Origin of the sequence: Streptomyces sp. NPDC051561, assembly GCF_044454195.1 — a bacterium.
Taxonomy (GTDB): Bacteria; Actinomycetota; Actinomycetes; order Streptomycetales; family Streptomycetaceae; genus Streptomyces.
In genome coordinates this window covers 21,074-35,316 of record NZ_JBITDM010000011.1, presented here as the reverse complement: position 1 = coordinate 35,316, position 14,243 = coordinate 21,074, and the positions used below count along the sequence as shown (strand labels likewise).

The window sequence follows — 14,243 nt, the reverse complement described above, 5'->3', positions numbered from 1 at the left end:
GGCCGCCGACCGCCCCAACCTACTGCGCCGCAAGCGTCCGTGCGGACCCGAACGGCCCAGCGCCACCACCGGGCCCTCGCGGCTCCGCTACTCCGCCACCAGCCCCTTGGCGTCCCGGGCGAGGGCCGTCAGCCGGGAGATCGCCCGGAAGTACTTCTTGCGGTAGCCGCCGTTCAGCATCTCCTCGCTGAAGAGCTGGTCGAACGGCACCCCGGACGCCAGCACCGGCACCTCGCGGTCGTACAGCCGGTCCGCGAGCACCACCAGTCGCAACGCCGTCGACTGGTCGGGCACCGGGGTCACCCCGGTCAGGCAGACCGCCCTCAGGTCGTCGGTGAGGGCTCCGTACCGGCTCGGATGGACCTTCGCCAGGTGGTCGAGGAGCGCCGGGAAGCCGTCCAGGCTGGCGCCCGCGGTCGCGTACGCCGCCTTCTCGACCTGCTCGTCGCTGTACGGAGGCGGCGCTTCGGGCAGCCCGCGGTGGCGGTAGTCCTCACCGTCGATGCGCAGCGGCCGGAAGTGGGCGGACAGGCCCTGGATCTCGCGGAGGAAGTCCGCGGAGGCGAACCGGCCCTCGCCGAGCTTGCCGGGCAGCGTGTTGGAGGTCGCGGCCAGTGCGACGCCCTGCTCCACCAGCCTGCTGAGCAGCGAGGACACCAGGACCGTGTCGCCCGGGTCGTCCAGCTCGAACTCGTCGATGCACAGCAGCCGGTGCCCGCTCAGCGTCCGCACCGTCTGCTGGAAGCCGAGCGCGCCGACCAGATTGGTCAGCTCCACGAACGTCCCGAAGGCCTTCAGCGACGGCTCGGCGGGCGTCGCGTGCCACAGCGAGGCGAGCAGGTGGGTCTTGCCGACGCCGTAACCGCCGTCGAGGTAGACCCCGCGCGGACCGGCCGCCTTCTTCTCGGGCTTCTTCCCGAACCAGCGGCGCTTGGCGCCCCCGTCCGCCGGGGCGCCGAGGCCCGCGGCGAAGCCGCTGAGCACCCGTACGGCCTCGGGCTGGCTGGGCTGACCGGGGTCCGGGATGTACGTGTCGAAGCGCACCGCGTCGAAGCGCGGCGGCGGCACCATCTCGGCGACCAGGCGGTCGGCGGGGACGTGCGGCTCACGGGCGCACAAGGACAACGGAGCCGCTTCGGATATGGGGCCGGGCCCCTGAGCGGCGGTGGAGGACGACACAACCGTCCACCTTAAGGGCCCCGGCGTGCCGTGCCAGACTGCCCGCATGCGACGCCTGTTCCCTGTGACCGAAGTGACATCCTCCAGTGCCGCCCCCGGGGCCGCCTCCAGTGCCGCCTCCGGGGCCGCCCCCGGGACCGCTCCCGCCGGTGATCACGCGTGGGACCTCGACGAGCTGGCCGATGCCTATGCGTACCCCGAGGACGCCGAGGTCTGGCTGCGCGCCAACATGGTCTCCTCGCTGGACGGGGCGGCCCAGCACGACGGCCGTTCCCAGCCGATTTCCGGCGATACCGACATGCGTATCTTCGGCACCCTGCGCGCTCTCGCCGATGTCGTCGTGGTCGGTGCGGAAACGGTACGCCTGGAGGGCTACCGCCCGGCCCGCGCCCGCGAAGCCTTCGCCGAGCGCCGCAAGGCCGCAGGCCAGGCCCCCGCCCCCGCCATCGCGGTGGTCAGCGCGAGCCTCGACCTGGACTTCACCCTGCCCCTCTTCACCTCCCCGCTCGTCCCCACCCTGGTCCTGACCGGGGCCACCGCCCCCCTCGACCGCATCCGGGCCGCCCGGGAGGCCGGTGCCGAGGTGCTGATCGCGGGGGACGGCGCCCGGGTGCAGATGGACAAGGCGGTACGGGCGCTGGCCGACCGGGGGCTGCGCAGGCAGCTCACCGAGGGCGGGCCGCGACTGCTCGCCCAGTTCATCGCGGACGGGGTGCTGGACGAGCTGTGCCTGACGGTGTCGCCGATGCTCACCGCGGGGCGGGCCCAGCGGATCTCGGACGGGCCCGGGCCGGCGGTTCCGGAGCGGTTCGCGCTGGCGTCGGTGCTGGAGGAGGCCGGGTTCCTGTTCACCCAGTACCGTCGGAATTGACCCAGTAGTGGATCATTCGACACTGTAAGTCCGGAGCTGGCATCGACCGGATTCTCCTTGCGGATCAGCAAGGCGGAATTCACCGTTCCGCTTAGCTTCCGTTGGGCACACTTACCTGGCGGTCCTCGTGTGCGTACGGGGAAGGATGGTTTCCGCAGGGTTTCGCAGCGGCCGGGCGCGCAGGCGCCCCGGCCCAGGGCCGCGACGTACAGGCGTAACGGTCGGAGAAGAGAAAGGGCGCCCGGACATGTTCACGAGCGTATTGATGATCGAGAAGCCCCTCACGGCGGCCGACGTGGAGTTCGTGACGACCCTGCACGGCGACGAGGAGATCTCGTTCGTGGTGCTGATGCAGCCGCGCGGCGACCAGGCTGACGTACTGCTCAGAGCCATCGACGACGTGGCCCTGGGCGAGCTGGACGAAGCCGTCCACGAGGGCGACGAGCCCGAGGGCGCGCAGGCCAGGCCCATGGCCGAGAAGGCGATGGCGGTCTCCCTGGCGGCGCTGCGCCAGGCGGGCAGCGAGGCGGTCGGCCGGATCGTCGAGGACCACCCGCTGGACCTGCTGAAGTCCGTGGTCGAGGAGACCGGCGCGGACGAGGTCATCGTGCTGACGGCGCCGCACTACGTGGAGGAGTTCTTCCACCGCGACTGGGCTTCGCAGGCACGCCACAAGGTCGGCGTACCGGTGCTCAAGCTCTTCTCGCACAGCGAATAGGCTGAGGCGCCCCCGGTGCGGACGGGTTCCCCGGAATCCCGCCCTCCGCCGGGGGCGGCAGCCACCCCGTACACCCGCCGCACCATCTGGAGACTGACGCATGGCACCCGGTATCCCCACCGCCCTTGACCGACCGCACTTCATCGGCATCGGGGGCGCCGGAATGTCGGGCATCGCCAAGATCCTCGCCCAGCGTGGCGCCAAGGTCGCGGGCAGCGACGCCAAGGAGTCCGGCACCGCCGCATCCCTGCGCGCGCTCGGCGCCACCGTCCACATCGGGCACGCGGCCGGCAACCTCGCCGACGACGCCACCAGCGTGGTCGTCTCCTCCGCGATCCGCGCCGACAACCCCGAACTGGTGCGCGCCGCCGAGCTGGACATCCCGGTCGTCCACCGCTCCGACGCTCTCGCCTCCCTGATGGACGGCACCCGCGCCATCGCCGTCGCCGGCACCCACGGCAAGACGACCACCACCTCGATGCTGGCCGTCGCCCTCACCGAGATGGGTCTGGACCCCTCGTACGCCATCGGCGGCGACCTCGCGGGCCCCGGCACCAACGCCCTGCACGGCGAGGGGGACATCTTCGTCGCCGAGGCCGACGAGAGCGACCGCAGCTTCCAGAAGTACGACCCCCAGGTCGCCATCGTCCTCAACGTCGAACTCGACCACCACGCGAACTACGCCTCGATGGACGAGATCTACGAGTCCTTCGAGACTTTCGCCGGCAAGATCGTCCCCGGCGGCACGCTGGTCATCAACGCCGACCAGGCCGGCGCGGTCGAGCTCGCCACCCGCCTGCGCGCCAACGAACTGCTCAACATCGTCACCTACGGCGACTCCGCCCAGGCCGACGTCCGCGTCCACAAGATCACCCCGCGCGGTCTGGCGAGCGAGGTGACGGTCCTGCTCAACGGCAAGTTCCTCACCTTCACCGTCTCCGTCCCCGGCGCCCACTACGCCCACAACGCGGTCGCCGCCCTCGCCGCCGGAGTCGCCCTCGGCCTGCCGGCCCACAACCTGGCCTCCGCCCTCGGCAAGTACACGGGCGTCAAGCGTCGCCTCCAGCTCAAGGGCGAGGAGTCCGGCGTCCAGGTGATCGACTCGTACGCCCACCACCCCACCGAGATGACCGCCGACCTGGAAGCCATGCGCGGAGCCGTCCCCTCCGACTCCCGCCTCCTGGTGGTCTTCCAGCCCCACCTCTTCTCCCGCACCCAGGAACTCGGCAAGGAGATGGGCGAGGCCCTCGCCCTCGCGGACGCCTCGGTCGTCCTCGACATCTACCCGGCCCGCGAGGACCCGATCCCCGGCATCACCAGCGCCCTGATCGTCGACGCCGCCAAGGCCGCCGACGCGGACGTGACCGCCGTCCCGGACGCCGCCACGATCCCCGACGTCATCGCGGGAATGTCCCGCCCCGGCGACCTGGTTCTCACCATGGGCGCGGGCGACGTGACCGACCTCGGCCCGGAGATCCTGGCCCGGCTCGCGCAGAAGTAGATCCTGGCCCGCCAGGCACAGAAGTAAGCCAGGCACAGAAGTAGGCCTCGCGCAGAAGTAAGGGGACACACACCATGCCGTACGACATCGAGAAGCCCGACGAGCAGTGGCGCGAGGAACTCACCCCCGCCGAGTACGCCGTCCTGCGCCAGGCCGGAACCGAGCCCGCGTTCCGTGGCGAATACACCGACACCAAGACCACCGGTGTCTACTCCTGCCGCGCCTGCGACGCCGAACTCTTCCGCTCGGACACGAAATTCGCCTCGCACTGCGGCTGGCCGTCCTTCTACGACCCCAAGGACACCGACGCCGTCGAGCTGATCTCCGACACCTCGCACGGCATGGCCCGCACCGAGGTGCGGTGCGCGCGGTGCGGCTCGCACCTGGGGCACGTCTTCGAGGGCGAGGGGTACCCGACGCCGACGGACCAGCGGTACTGCATCAACTCCATCTCGCTGCGGCTGACGCCGGACGAGGGCGCGAGCTGAGCCCTGCCGGTTCTGCCGGACCTGCCGATTCCTGACGTGCGAACGCCGTCCCGCTGTTCAGTGGGGCGGCGTTCGTGCGTTCGTACAGCAGTGGCCGGCCGGGGGCGGCGAGGTGTCCGGCTGAGCGGATACTGAGGTGCCGGAGGAGGACCCGAGGGGTCCGAGGGAGAGCTGAGGGGGGCCGTGGGGGTGCTGGGGGGAGCCGGGGGGACGCTGACGGCGTCCGCCGTGACGCGGGCCGGATCGCCGGTGCGGGTGCTGCGGGCTCTGGTGTTCGCGGCGGTGTGCGTGACGCTGGCGGCGGCGGGACACGCGCACATGTCCGGACGGGACATTCCGCTGGGTGGGCTGCTGGTGGCCTTCGGGGTGACCGGTGTGCTCGCTTGGTGCGGGGGTGGACGGCAGCGGGGGGCGCTGTCCATGGGGGGTGGGCTGCTCGCGGATCAGGGGGTGCTGCATGTGGTGTTCGGGGGAGCGCAGGCCCATTCAGCGGGTGGGCACGGGGGTGGGCACGGGGGTGGGCAGGGGCAGGGGTCCGGGTACGCGCATGCCGGGCACGAGGCCATGGGCATGGGGGCGGACGGTGCGCTGGAGGCGGCGGGGGCGGCCGGGCACGGCGCGCTGGGGATGATGGCCGCGCATGTGCTGGCGGCGGCTCTCTGTGCGCTCTGGCTGGCTCGGGCGGAGGCTTCGTTCTTCCGGATCGCCGGGGCTGTCGGGCACCGGGCCTTCGTGCCGGTGCGGCTGGTGCTGGCGGTGGTGCGGCTGCCTGAGCCGAAGGTTCCGGTACGGCGGCGGGTCCGTCCCCGCCCCTCCCGTATGCACGGCGTGGTACTCGCGTACTCACTCTCGCGGCGCGGTCCGCCCGGCTCTCCGGCATTTCCTGTCACGGCCCCCGGAGCAGCAGCCGTCTGACGCGTCGTCTGGCCTGGGGTCGATTTCCCCATGTCCGTACGAAGCCTCAGGATCACCATGAACACTGGTATTCCAGTACAAAGAGAACAAGAAGAGGAACAAGACGAGGGGCAGGGTGCGGCGGAGGCCGCCGGGGTGTCCCAGGCCCGGGCGGCACGGCCCGGGTGGAGTGCGCTGCGGCCGCTCGTCCTTCGGGTGCACTTCTACGCGGGGCTGCTGATAGCCCCGTTCCTGCTGGTCGCTGCGGCCAGTGGGCTGCTCTACGCGCTCTCCTTCCAGGCGGAGAAGATCGTGTACAGCCATGAGCTGAGCGTTCCGGTCGGCGATCGGAGCGTTCCGGTCGCCGAACAGGTCGAGGCCGCCCGCAAGGCGTATCCGCAAGGGACGGTGACTGCCGTCTGGCCCTCGCCGGAGGACGGTGCGACCACGCGCGTGCTGATGTCGGGCCCCGAGGTCGCGGAGGGCAAGTCCCTCGCGGTCTTCGTGGATCCGTACACCGCCGAGGTGCGCGGGAAGCTGGCCAGCTACGGCAGTTCGGGTGCGCTGCCGCTGCGTACCTGGCTCGACGAACTGCACCGGGACCTCCACCTCGGAGACCTCGGCCGCAACTACAGCGAGCTGGCCGCCAGCTGGCTGTGGGTGGTCGCGCTCGGCGGGCTGCTGCTGTGGTTCGGTCGCAGGCGTACGTCGAAGAGCGCCCTGTTCAAGCCCGAACGCGGCGCCAAGGGGCGGCGCCGGGTGCTCACCTGGCACGGCTCCGTCGGCCTGTGGGCGGCGCTCGGACTCGCTCTGCTCTCCGCGACCGGCCTGACCTGGTCCAAGTACGCGGGCGAGAACATCGCCTCGGTACGGGAGCAGCTGGGCGGATCGACGCCCGTGATCGAGGCCGGGCTGCCCAATACGGCGGACGCGCCAGGCGGTTCCGGGGGGCCCGGTGGATCTGGTGGGACCGGCGGGTCCGGGGATTCTGGAGGGACCGGCGGGTCCGGTGGGGTCGGCGATCACTCGGAGCACTCGGGCCAGGGCGTCGTCGGCAAGGTGGGTGAGGACGTCGGTATCGACAAGGTGCTCGCGTCCGCGCGCGCCGCCGGTGTCGCGGGGAGGCTCGCGGTGACCCTGCCTGGCGAGGGGAAGGGGTACGTCGTCAAGGAGACGGACACCCAGTTCCCGGTCCACCTCGACGCGGTCGCCGTCAACCCCTACGACGGCAAGGTGGTCGGTGAGCTGCGGTTCGCGGACTATCCGTTGCTCGCCAAGCTGACCCGCTTCGGCATCGACGCGCACACCGGGGTGTTCCTCGGAGTCGTCAACCAGCTGGCCCTCGCCGCCCTCGCCCTCGCCGTGGTCCTGCTCATCGTGTGGGGCTACCGCATGTGGTGGCTGCGCAGGCCGACGAAGGGCCGCAGGACCGGCGCCGGGCGGCCCGCGCCGCGCGGGGCGCGGCGGAAGGTGCCGCTTCCGTGGCTGCTGCCGCTCTGCGCGGTGACCGCGCTGGTGGGCTGGTTCGTGCCGATGCTGGGGGTCAGTCTGGTGGCGTTCCTGGTGATCGATGCGGTGCTGGGGAGGGTCGCCACAGCACGGGCGTAGTCCGTACGGCCATGGCTGAAGGGGCTGTGGCTGATACGGCCGAGGGGGAGTTCTGCGCTGCGCCAGGGCTCCCTCTCTCCGTGCTCCCCCTTTTCCGCGCTGCCTCTCCTCCGTGCTGTCTCTTCTCCGTGCCGCCCTTCCTCCGCTGCCGTGCCGCCCGCCCCGTCACCGCCTCCCGAAGCGCCTCGCCAGCCTGCCGAAGGCGCCGCCGCCGGGGCGGTGCCAGGACCGGAAGTCGGCCGCGTGGGTGCCGCCGGAGCGGTCCAGGTGCTCGCTCACCACGCTGATCTCACGGCTGGTCAGATGCTGGAGCGCGGCCCGCAGTACCTCCTCCAGGAGTTCCGTCCTGGTCTCGTCCCACAGCGGGCTCGCGCCCGGGTGGGAGTTCCAGGCGGTGAAGCAGTCGGCCAGATAGGACGGGGTGGTGCGGATCCGGTCCTGGACGGTGGCGGTGCGGGCGGTGGCGGCGTACGCGCCGAGCAGGTCGGGGTCGGCGGAGCGGGCGAGCGCGTTGAGTTCGCCGAGGGGGCGCTGTTCGGAGAGCAGGTCGCGGGAGAGCAGGGCGAGGACGCGCTGGAGGACGGGAACCTCCACCGGGTGGGCGGCCGAGCGCAGGGTGAGCACGGTGGCGACCGGGCCCGCGCCCGCGCGGCCCTCGGCGAGGGACTCGGCGAATTCGAGCAGGCGCAGAGCGCCGAGCTGGCGGGCGTCGATCTCGTGCGGGAAGGCGCGGATCAGGTCGGTGGCGAGGGGGGTGACGTCGGGGTCGTCGGCGGGGCCTTCGAGGGCGGAGCGGATCAGTTCGGGATAGGTGCCCGCCGTGCGGTGGGCGTCCGAACCGGTCTCGCCGAGAATCCAGCGGGCTTCCTGCGGGGTGGGGAGGAGGTCGCCCGGCCAGACCAGCCGGAAGCCGGTGCGCAGCACGAGCGGCTCGACCATGGGGGAGACCCCGGCGGCCCGCAGCACGGTGTGCAGGGTGGAGTCCCGGTCGCCGGCCGTCTGCGACTCCGCGCCCGGCTCGGGGAAGGCGGCGCACATCCGGAGGTGGGGGAGCCCCTCCGGCACGCCGGGGATCAGGTCCGCCGTGTGGAGGAGGCGTACCAGGGAGAAGGGGTTGTCGGGGGCCAACTCGTCCAGGTGCACCAGGAGTTGGGCGTGCAGCGAGGAGTGCTGGGCGAGGGCTTCGCGGACTGCCGCGCTGCGTGCCCGCTCCGGGTCGGCGAGGAGGTCGTTGGCGAGCTGGCGGGCGAGTTCGGGGACGGCGGCGGGGTTGTCGTCCTCGGTGGCCAGGAGGGCGGCCAGGGGGGCCAGTGTCTCGGCGGGGACCTTGCCGTCGATACGGACGGCGAGACGCTCCAGGGCGTCCAGTTCGCCGTCCGGGCGCGAGCCGGGGACCGGGGCGCAGAGCGCGCCGAGCAGGGCCGGCCAGTCGCCCGCGCTCAGCCCGTCGGCGTGCTCCTCGGCCCAGGAGGCCGCTGCCGTACGTCCCAGGGAGTCGAGCGGCACCCCGGCACCGAGCGCCGTCGCGGCCAGCGGACCGGCCTCGAACTCGCCGTCGTGCAGGGAGGGTTGGGCGGCGGCCCGCTTGAAGAGTTCGGGCCGACCGGCCAGCCAGACCTGCGCCGCCACCCTGGCCCAGGAGTCCACCGTGCTGTCCTGGGCGGCCTTCGCACCGTGCACCCGGAACCCCGACGCAGGGAACACCACATCCGGTGAGGTGCCGACGAGTTGCTGGAGCGCGTGCTCCGGCCGTTCCGCGTACGTGGTGAAGGTCAGCCCGTGCGCGTGCTCGCGCGGCAGTGCGGCGCCCAGTACCGCCACCCAGCGCGCGATGTCCGCCGGGTCCTCCTCGATCAGCACCACCTGCTCCGCCCGGGGGTCCTCGCAGAGGCTGCGTACGTCCGCCAGTACGCCCGCGAGGCGTGACCCGCACCCGGAAGCGAAACCCGCCAGCCCGTCCCGGTCGAAGAAACCGGCGGCCGGGGTCAGGATCTCCAGTACGGGCAGCGCGTCCCCCGGGCCCGGCGGCAGCTGTCCCCAGCGCGGCGAATCCCAGGCGGTGACCGGCAGTGCGCCGCCGGGCAGTCTGCTGCCGGCGGGCAGATGGACGGCGTGGGTGTACGCACCGCCGGTGTCCGGGTCGGTGCTGGTGCGGCTCAACAGGCTACTGCCGTCGGAGAGTTGGCTGAGGGAGAAGGCGGAGGCGGGGAAGGCCGCCAGTACCTCCTCCGCCTCGTCGAGCAGGTCGGCCGGGACCTCGGGGCTGACCGCCGTGAACCCGGCGGCCGAGGTGTAGTGAAGCTGGGCCAGGCTCATCGGTCGTTCGCTCCCTCGGTGCGTGGTGCGGTGGTTAGGGCGAGTGCGACACCGTGCCCGGCGTCCTGTACCGCTTGTGCCGTCGAGAAGTCTCGCACCCCGCCCCTCGCCGACCCAAGATCACTACTCCCTGCGACGGACCCATACCAGCAGATCCGGGCGCCCCCTGCTGCGCTTTGCGGGATTTTCATGCACGTAAGAGTGCCCGCGCGAGGGGGTGAATCCGTGCGGGTCCGCCTCTTGTGGCCGCTCCCCGTGTCCGCCTATCGTTTGGGCTCAAATGGAAATAGTGCGAAGCCGCCCGGTGCGTACGCGCCAAGTCGCAAGCGGAGCCAGGACCGACGTCGCGAACCGGGCCGTGCGCCATGTCGTGAACCACGGAGGTACCCCACAGTGGACATTTCATACGAAGGCTGGCTGCTGCGGGCCGAGGCGCTGCGGCATCCCACGGGGCATCACATCGACGGCCGCGAAGAGCCGGGCGGGGGCGCGGAGTTCGCGGTGGTGTCCCCCCGTAACGGCCGGCGGCTGACCGCTGTCGCCGATGCGGGGGCCGCCGAGGTGGGCCTCGCGGTCGCCGCCGCCCGCCGGGCCTTCGACCACGGGCCGTGGCCCCGGCTCGCGCCCGCCGAGCGCGGCCGGGTACTGCTGCGGCTCGCGGATCTCGTCGACGAACGGCGCGCGGACCTCGCGCTGACGCTCAGCCTGGAGATGGGCAAAACCATCTCGGACGCGTACGGCATCGAGCTGCGCGCCCTGGTCAGCACCTTCCGCTACTACGGCGGTCTGGCCGACAAGCTCACCGACGAGGCCCCGCACACCGCCCCCGACGCCCTCGCCCTGGTCACCCGCGAGCCCGCCGGGGTGGTCGGCGCGGTCGTCCCGTGGAACTTCCCGCTCACGCTGGCCGGCTGGAAGGTCGCCCCGGCGCTGGCCGCCGGATGCACCGTCGTACTGAAACCGTCCGAACTCTCCCCGCTGTCCGCCCTGTTGCTCGGCCGTCTCGGTACGCAGGCGGGGCTGCCGGACGGAGTGCTGAACGTCGTCGCGGGCGACGGACCCACGGCGGGCCGCGCCCTCGGCCTGCATCCCGGCGTCGACGTCCTCGCCTTCACCGGCTCCACCGCCGTCGGCCGTCACTTCCTGCACTACGCCGCCGACTCCAACCTCAAGCGGGTCTGGCTGGAGCTGGGCGGCAAGTCGCCCAACATCGTGCTGCCCGACGCCCCCGACCTGGACCGGGCCGCCGCCACCGCCGCCTGGGGCATCTTCTTCAACCAGGGCGAGATGTGCACGGCGCCCTCCCGGCTGCTGGTGCACTCCTTGGTCGCGGACCGGGTGGTGGACGCGGTCGTCGCGCGGGCGCGGGCACTGAAGGTCGGCGACCCGCTGGACCCGGCCACGGAGATGGGTGCGCTGGCGGGGGAGCGGCACCTGGCGAAGGTGGCCGGACACGTCGCCGCAGGCGAGGCGGAGGGTGCCCGACTGCGGACCGGAGGGGTGCGGGTCGACGGGGTTCGGATCGACGAGGGGAGTGGACGCGACACAGCGGGTGAAGGGAAGAGCGGCGGGGCCTACTTCGCGCCGACCGTCTTCGACCGGGTGGGCCGGGACTCGCGGCTGGCCCGCGAGGAGATCTTCGGTCCGGTGCTGTCCGTCTTCACCTTCGACACCGTCGACGAGGCCGTGGAACTGGCCAACGACACCGACTACGGCCTCGCCGCCGGACTCTGGACCGCCGACCTCACCACCGCGCACCAGGTCTCGCGCAAGCTGCGGGCCGGAACGGTCTGGGTCAACTGTTACGAGGAGGGCGACCTCACCGTCCCCTTCGGCGGGATGAAGCAGTCCGGCAACGGGCGCGACAAGTCGGCACACGCCCTGGAGAAGTACACCGAGCTCAAGACGACGTGGATGCAGCTGTGAGGGGCCGGGCGGGCGCGGCCGCCCCGGTGCGGCCGCGCCCGCTGATCGCCGTCCCGAACAGGTTCGCCGCGTCGACCTCCGCGCTGCGGTACGCCGCCGAGGTCACCGCCCGCGCGGTGATCGATGCCGTCTGGCGGGCGGGTGCGGAGCCCTTCATGCTGCACCCGCACGCACCCGGCGGCGTGGCCGACCGGACCGAGGTGGCGGCCCGACTGGCGCGCTGCGACGGTGTGCTGCTGCCCGGCGGCGGCGACCTGGCCCCGTACCGCTACGGCGCGGGCGACACCCACGAGAGCGTCTACGACGTCGACGACGAGCAGGACGCCTTCGATCTGGCCGTCGCCCGCGCCACCCTCGACGCGGGCCTGCCGATGCTCGCGATCTGCCGCGGCCTCCAAGTGGTCAACGTCGCCCTCGCCGGCACCCTGCGACAGGACATGGGCGGCCCCGAGCGCGAGCACCGCCACCTCGTCCACCGGGTCGCGATCGAGCCGGGCTCGACGGTGGCGCGCGCCGCCGGTGCCGAGAAGGTGGACGCCTCCTGCTACCACCACCAGAGCATCGAGGTGCTCGGCACCGGTCTGCGCGTCACCGCACGCGCCGCCGACTCCACCATCGAGGCTCTCGAACTCCCTTCGGGGCGCGGCTGGTTCGCAGCCGTTCAGTGGCACCCGGAGGACACCGCGGCCCAAGACCCCGCCCAGCAGGGCCTGTTCGACGCCTTGGTGCGCGCAGCCGGGCAGAACTGCTGACCTGCCCCCTCGCCGCGGGCTGATCCGCGGGTCAGTCGCAGAGAGCGGTGTCCAGCAGGCGCTGGATCTCGGGGCGGCCCTTCTGGGCGGCGTCCGGGTAGGTGGTGACGGCGATGGCGGCGGCGCGGCCGTCGTCGGTCGCGGCCGGAGCGGTGGCGTAGCCGAGGTAGGCACCCTCGTGGCCCCACATCAGGCCGCCGCAGCTCAACGGCCTGCTGGCCACCCCCAGCCCGAACCGGGTGCCCTTCGGGTACCCGGCCTCGGCCGGCACCTCCACGGTCCTGCGCATCTCGGCGAGCTGGGCGGGCTTCAGCACCCTGCCGTCGAGCAGGGCACGGAAGAAGCGGGTCAGGTCGCTCGGGGTGGTGATCAGGGCGCCGGCGGCCCAGCCCGACGACGGATCCATCTCGGTGACGTCCACCAGCGGCGCACCGGGCTCCGTCGAGGCGTAGCCGCGCGGATGGGGGTACGGGACGCGCTGGTCGCCCACGGCCGGGAAGGAGGTGTGCCGCAGCCCGACCCGGTCGATCACCCGCCGGGTGATCTCCTCGCCCACCGGCCGCCCGGTGACCTGCTCGACGAGCAGCCCGGCCACCACGTAGTCGGTGTTGGTGTACTGCCAGCCCTTGCCGGGCGGGAACGCCGCCTTCTGCCGCAGCGCGAGGTCGAGCAGGGAGCGGGGGTCGCGGTAGCGGTGGCGGGTGGTGACGAAGTCGCCGATGTACGGGGAGTATTCGGGCAGCCCGCTGGTGTGCTGGAGCAGTTGGCGCACGGTGATCCGGCGGCCGTCGATGCCGTCGCCGCGCAGCAGCCCCGGCAGGTACGTCTCGACCGGGCCGTCCAGGGCGACCTTGCCCTCGGCGACGAGTTGCAGGACCACGGCGGCGGTGAAGGACTTGGTGACGCTCGCGGCCCGGATGTGCCCGTCGACCGGCGCCTTGGCCCCGGTGCGGATGTCCCCGACGCCCGCGGCGGCGTTGCGGGTGCGCCCGTCGCGGCCGGCGGTCGCGGCCAGCGCGGCGGGATACCCGGTCTCGTTCACCAGCCGGTCGAGGCCGCTGCGCACCGGGTCGGCCGCGGTTCTGGGCTGCGCGGCGGAGGTGGTCAGGGTGCCCGCGAGGGCCAGGGCGGATGCGGTCACGACGACCGCGGCGGTGATCCGACGGGGATGGGAGCGCTTCGCCATAGCGAGACCTTTTTCGTATGCGGAAGTGGCAACGGGTCTCAGCTTGCGGGCCACGACGGGCGGCGCACCATCCAGCCAGCGTCAGAAGGTCAACTGGGGCCACCCTCAGTGTGGTTGGGGCGACAGCGGGGTTGCGCGGTCCGGCGATGCGCCGCCCCGCGCGACGCGAACTCCCGTGTCGGAAGGATGAGTTACGGCTTCGTCGCCCGTCGTCCGCTCCGGCGCGGCGCGGGATCCTCCCCGTTGAGCAGTTCACGGCGGCGCTCCTCGCCGTGCTCCTCCACCTGGACGACGATGCGGCGCAGCGCGTCCGCCGTCCGCTTGCATTCGTCGACGTCCAACTGCTGTGCCACGAAAGCCTCTTCGGCGTTCAGCTCGGGGAAGACCCGGCGCATCAGCGCCTCGCCCTTCTCGGTGAGGCTGAGCAGCACCCGGCGTCCGTCGGAGGGGTGGCTGGTGCGCCGCACCAGCCCGCGGCCCTCCAGGGTTCTCGCCACGCCGGTCAGCGTGCCCTTGGAGATGCCGGCCTCCTCGGCGACGTACCGGGTCTCCTGCTCGCCCCAGATCCACACCACCCACAGCACCACGAACGCCGTCCAGGTGAGGTCCGAGCCGCGCAGCACCGAGTTCTCGAAGTGGCTGCGGACGGCGGCGGCGGCGCGGTGGATGTTGGCGATGACCGCCATCTGCTCGTGCTGGATGGGGATGCCGCCGAGCTTGGACTCGACCAGCTTCTCGGTCTCGACGATGGAACGCTGGCCGGGCACAGGCTCTCCTTCGGGCTGGTTGGTCGTTCTTCGGGCT

The 14,243-nt window shown here is 72.4% G+C and carries 12 protein-coding genes; 8 read left to right on the top strand and 4 right to left on the bottom strand.

The window, feature by feature from the left end:
• Positions 1 to 87: 87 nt before the first annotated feature.
• Positions 88 to 1,179, bottom strand: a complete 1,092-nt coding sequence (gene zapE / locus ACIA73_RS23755) for a cell division protein ZapE (RefSeq protein WP_399440668.1) — start codon at positions 1,177 to 1,179, stop codon at positions 88 to 90.
• A gap of 46 nt (positions 1,180 to 1,225) precedes the next feature.
• Here zapE and ACIA73_RS23750 point away from each other — a divergent pair, with 46 nt between their 5' ends.
• The 6 genes from ACIA73_RS23750 to ACIA73_RS23725 all read left to right on the top strand — a co-directional run bounded on the left by ACIA73_RS23750 (position 1,226) and on the right by ACIA73_RS23725 (position 7,259).
• The gene (locus tag ACIA73_RS23750) at positions 1,226 to 2,050 is read left to right on the top strand and encodes a pyrimidine reductase family protein (RefSeq protein ID WP_399440667.1); all 825 of its coding nucleotides are present in this window, start codon (positions 1,226 to 1,228) and stop codon (positions 2,048 to 2,050) included.
• A gap of 247 nt (positions 2,051 to 2,297) precedes the next feature.
• Entirely contained in the window at positions 2,298 to 2,768 is a 471-nt protein-coding gene (locus ACIA73_RS23745; RefSeq protein WP_399440666.1) for an indole-3-glycerol phosphate synthase, read from the top strand.
• Between the two features lie 100 nt (positions 2,769 to 2,868).
• Positions 2,869 to 4,269, top strand: coding sequence for a UDP-N-acetylmuramate--L-alanine ligase (gene murC / locus ACIA73_RS23740; protein WP_399440665.1), 1,401 nt, complete (start codon positions 2,869 to 2,871; stop codon positions 4,267 to 4,269).
• Between the two features lie 74 nt (positions 4,270 to 4,343).
• Positions 4,344 to 4,757: a peptide-methionine (R)-S-oxide reductase MsrB gene (msrB, locus tag ACIA73_RS23735; RefSeq protein WP_399440664.1), complete on the top strand. Its 414-nt coding sequence runs from the start codon at positions 4,344 to 4,346 to the stop codon at positions 4,755 to 4,757.
• 183 nt (positions 4,758 to 4,940) lie between these two features.
• Positions 4,941 to 5,672 (top strand): hypothetical protein, encoded by a 732-nt coding sequence (locus ACIA73_RS23730; RefSeq protein ID WP_399440663.1) that lies wholly within the window; start codon positions 4,941 to 4,943, stop codon positions 5,670 to 5,672.
• Between the two features lie 57 nt (positions 5,673 to 5,729).
• The gene (locus ACIA73_RS23725; RefSeq protein ID WP_399440662.1) at positions 5,730 to 7,259 is read left to right on the top strand and encodes a PepSY-associated TM helix domain-containing protein; all 1,530 of its coding nucleotides are present in this window, start codon (positions 5,730 to 5,732) and stop codon (positions 7,257 to 7,259) included.
• Between the two features lie 165 nt (positions 7,260 to 7,424).
• Here the strand turns inward: ACIA73_RS23725 and ACIA73_RS23720 are convergent, their stop codons facing one another.
• Positions 7,425 to 9,575 carry a GTPase-associated protein 1-related protein gene (locus ACIA73_RS23720; protein WP_399440661.1) on the bottom strand — a complete coding sequence of 717 codons (2,151 nt, stop codon included), beginning with the start codon at positions 9,573 to 9,575 and terminating at the stop codon, positions 7,425 to 7,427.
• A gap of 393 nt (positions 9,576 to 9,968) precedes the next feature.
• Between ACIA73_RS23720 and ACIA73_RS23715 the strand changes: the two genes are divergently transcribed.
• Together ACIA73_RS23715 and ACIA73_RS23710 are read left to right on the top strand one after the other, a co-directional pair.
• On the top strand, positions 9,969 to 11,501 hold the full coding sequence (locus tag ACIA73_RS23715) for an aldehyde dehydrogenase (RefSeq protein WP_399440660.1): 1,533 nt from the start codon (positions 9,969 to 9,971) through the stop codon (positions 11,499 to 11,501).
• Positions 11,486 to 12,253, top strand: coding sequence for a gamma-glutamyl-gamma-aminobutyrate hydrolase family protein (locus ACIA73_RS23710; protein ID WP_399440659.1), 768 nt, complete (start codon positions 11,486 to 11,488; stop codon positions 12,251 to 12,253). The genes ACIA73_RS23715 and ACIA73_RS23710 overlap by 16 nt, the downstream gene beginning before the upstream one ends.
• Before the next feature lie 31 nt (positions 12,254 to 12,284).
• Here the strand turns inward: ACIA73_RS23710 and ACIA73_RS23705 are convergent, their stop codons facing one another.
• Both ACIA73_RS23705 and ACIA73_RS23700 read right to left on the bottom strand, forming a co-directional pair.
• Positions 12,285 to 13,439 (bottom strand): serine hydrolase domain-containing protein, encoded by a 1,155-nt coding sequence (locus ACIA73_RS23705; RefSeq protein ID WP_399440658.1) that lies wholly within the window; start codon positions 13,437 to 13,439, stop codon positions 12,285 to 12,287.
• 191 nt (positions 13,440 to 13,630) lie between these two features.
• Positions 13,631 to 14,206, bottom strand: coding sequence for a MarR family winged helix-turn-helix transcriptional regulator (locus ACIA73_RS23700; protein WP_399440657.1), 576 nt, complete (start codon positions 14,204 to 14,206; stop codon positions 13,631 to 13,633).
• Positions 14,207 to 14,243 lie beyond the last annotated feature (37 nt).

What these genes read in the sequence shown, in the direction of transcription:
- msrB (WP_399440664.1), top strand. Translation starts at nt 4,344, where the DNA reads ATGCCGTACGACATCGAGAAGCCCGACGAGCAGTGGCGCGAGGAACTC.
- ACIA73_RS23750 (WP_399440667.1), top strand. Translation starts at nt 1,226, where the DNA reads ATGCGACGCCTGTTCCCTGTGACCGAAGTGACATCCTCCAGTGCCGCC.
- ACIA73_RS23720 (WP_399440661.1), bottom strand. Translation starts at nt 9,575, where the DNA reads ATGAGCCTGGCCCAGCTTCACTACACCTCGGCCGCCGGGTTCACGGCG.
- ACIA73_RS23725 (WP_399440662.1), top strand. Translation starts at nt 5,730, where the DNA reads ATGAACACTGGTATTCCAGTACAAAGAGAACAAGAAGAGGAACAAGAC.
- ACIA73_RS23705 (WP_399440658.1), bottom strand. Translation starts at nt 13,439, where the DNA reads ATGGCGAAGCGCTCCCATCCCCGTCGGATCACCGCCGCGGTCGTCGTG.
- murC (WP_399440665.1), top strand. Translation starts at nt 2,869, where the DNA reads ATGGCACCCGGTATCCCCACCGCCCTTGACCGACCGCACTTCATCGGC.
- ACIA73_RS23745 (WP_399440666.1), top strand. Translation starts at nt 2,298, where the DNA reads ATGTTCACGAGCGTATTGATGATCGAGAAGCCCCTCACGGCGGCCGAC.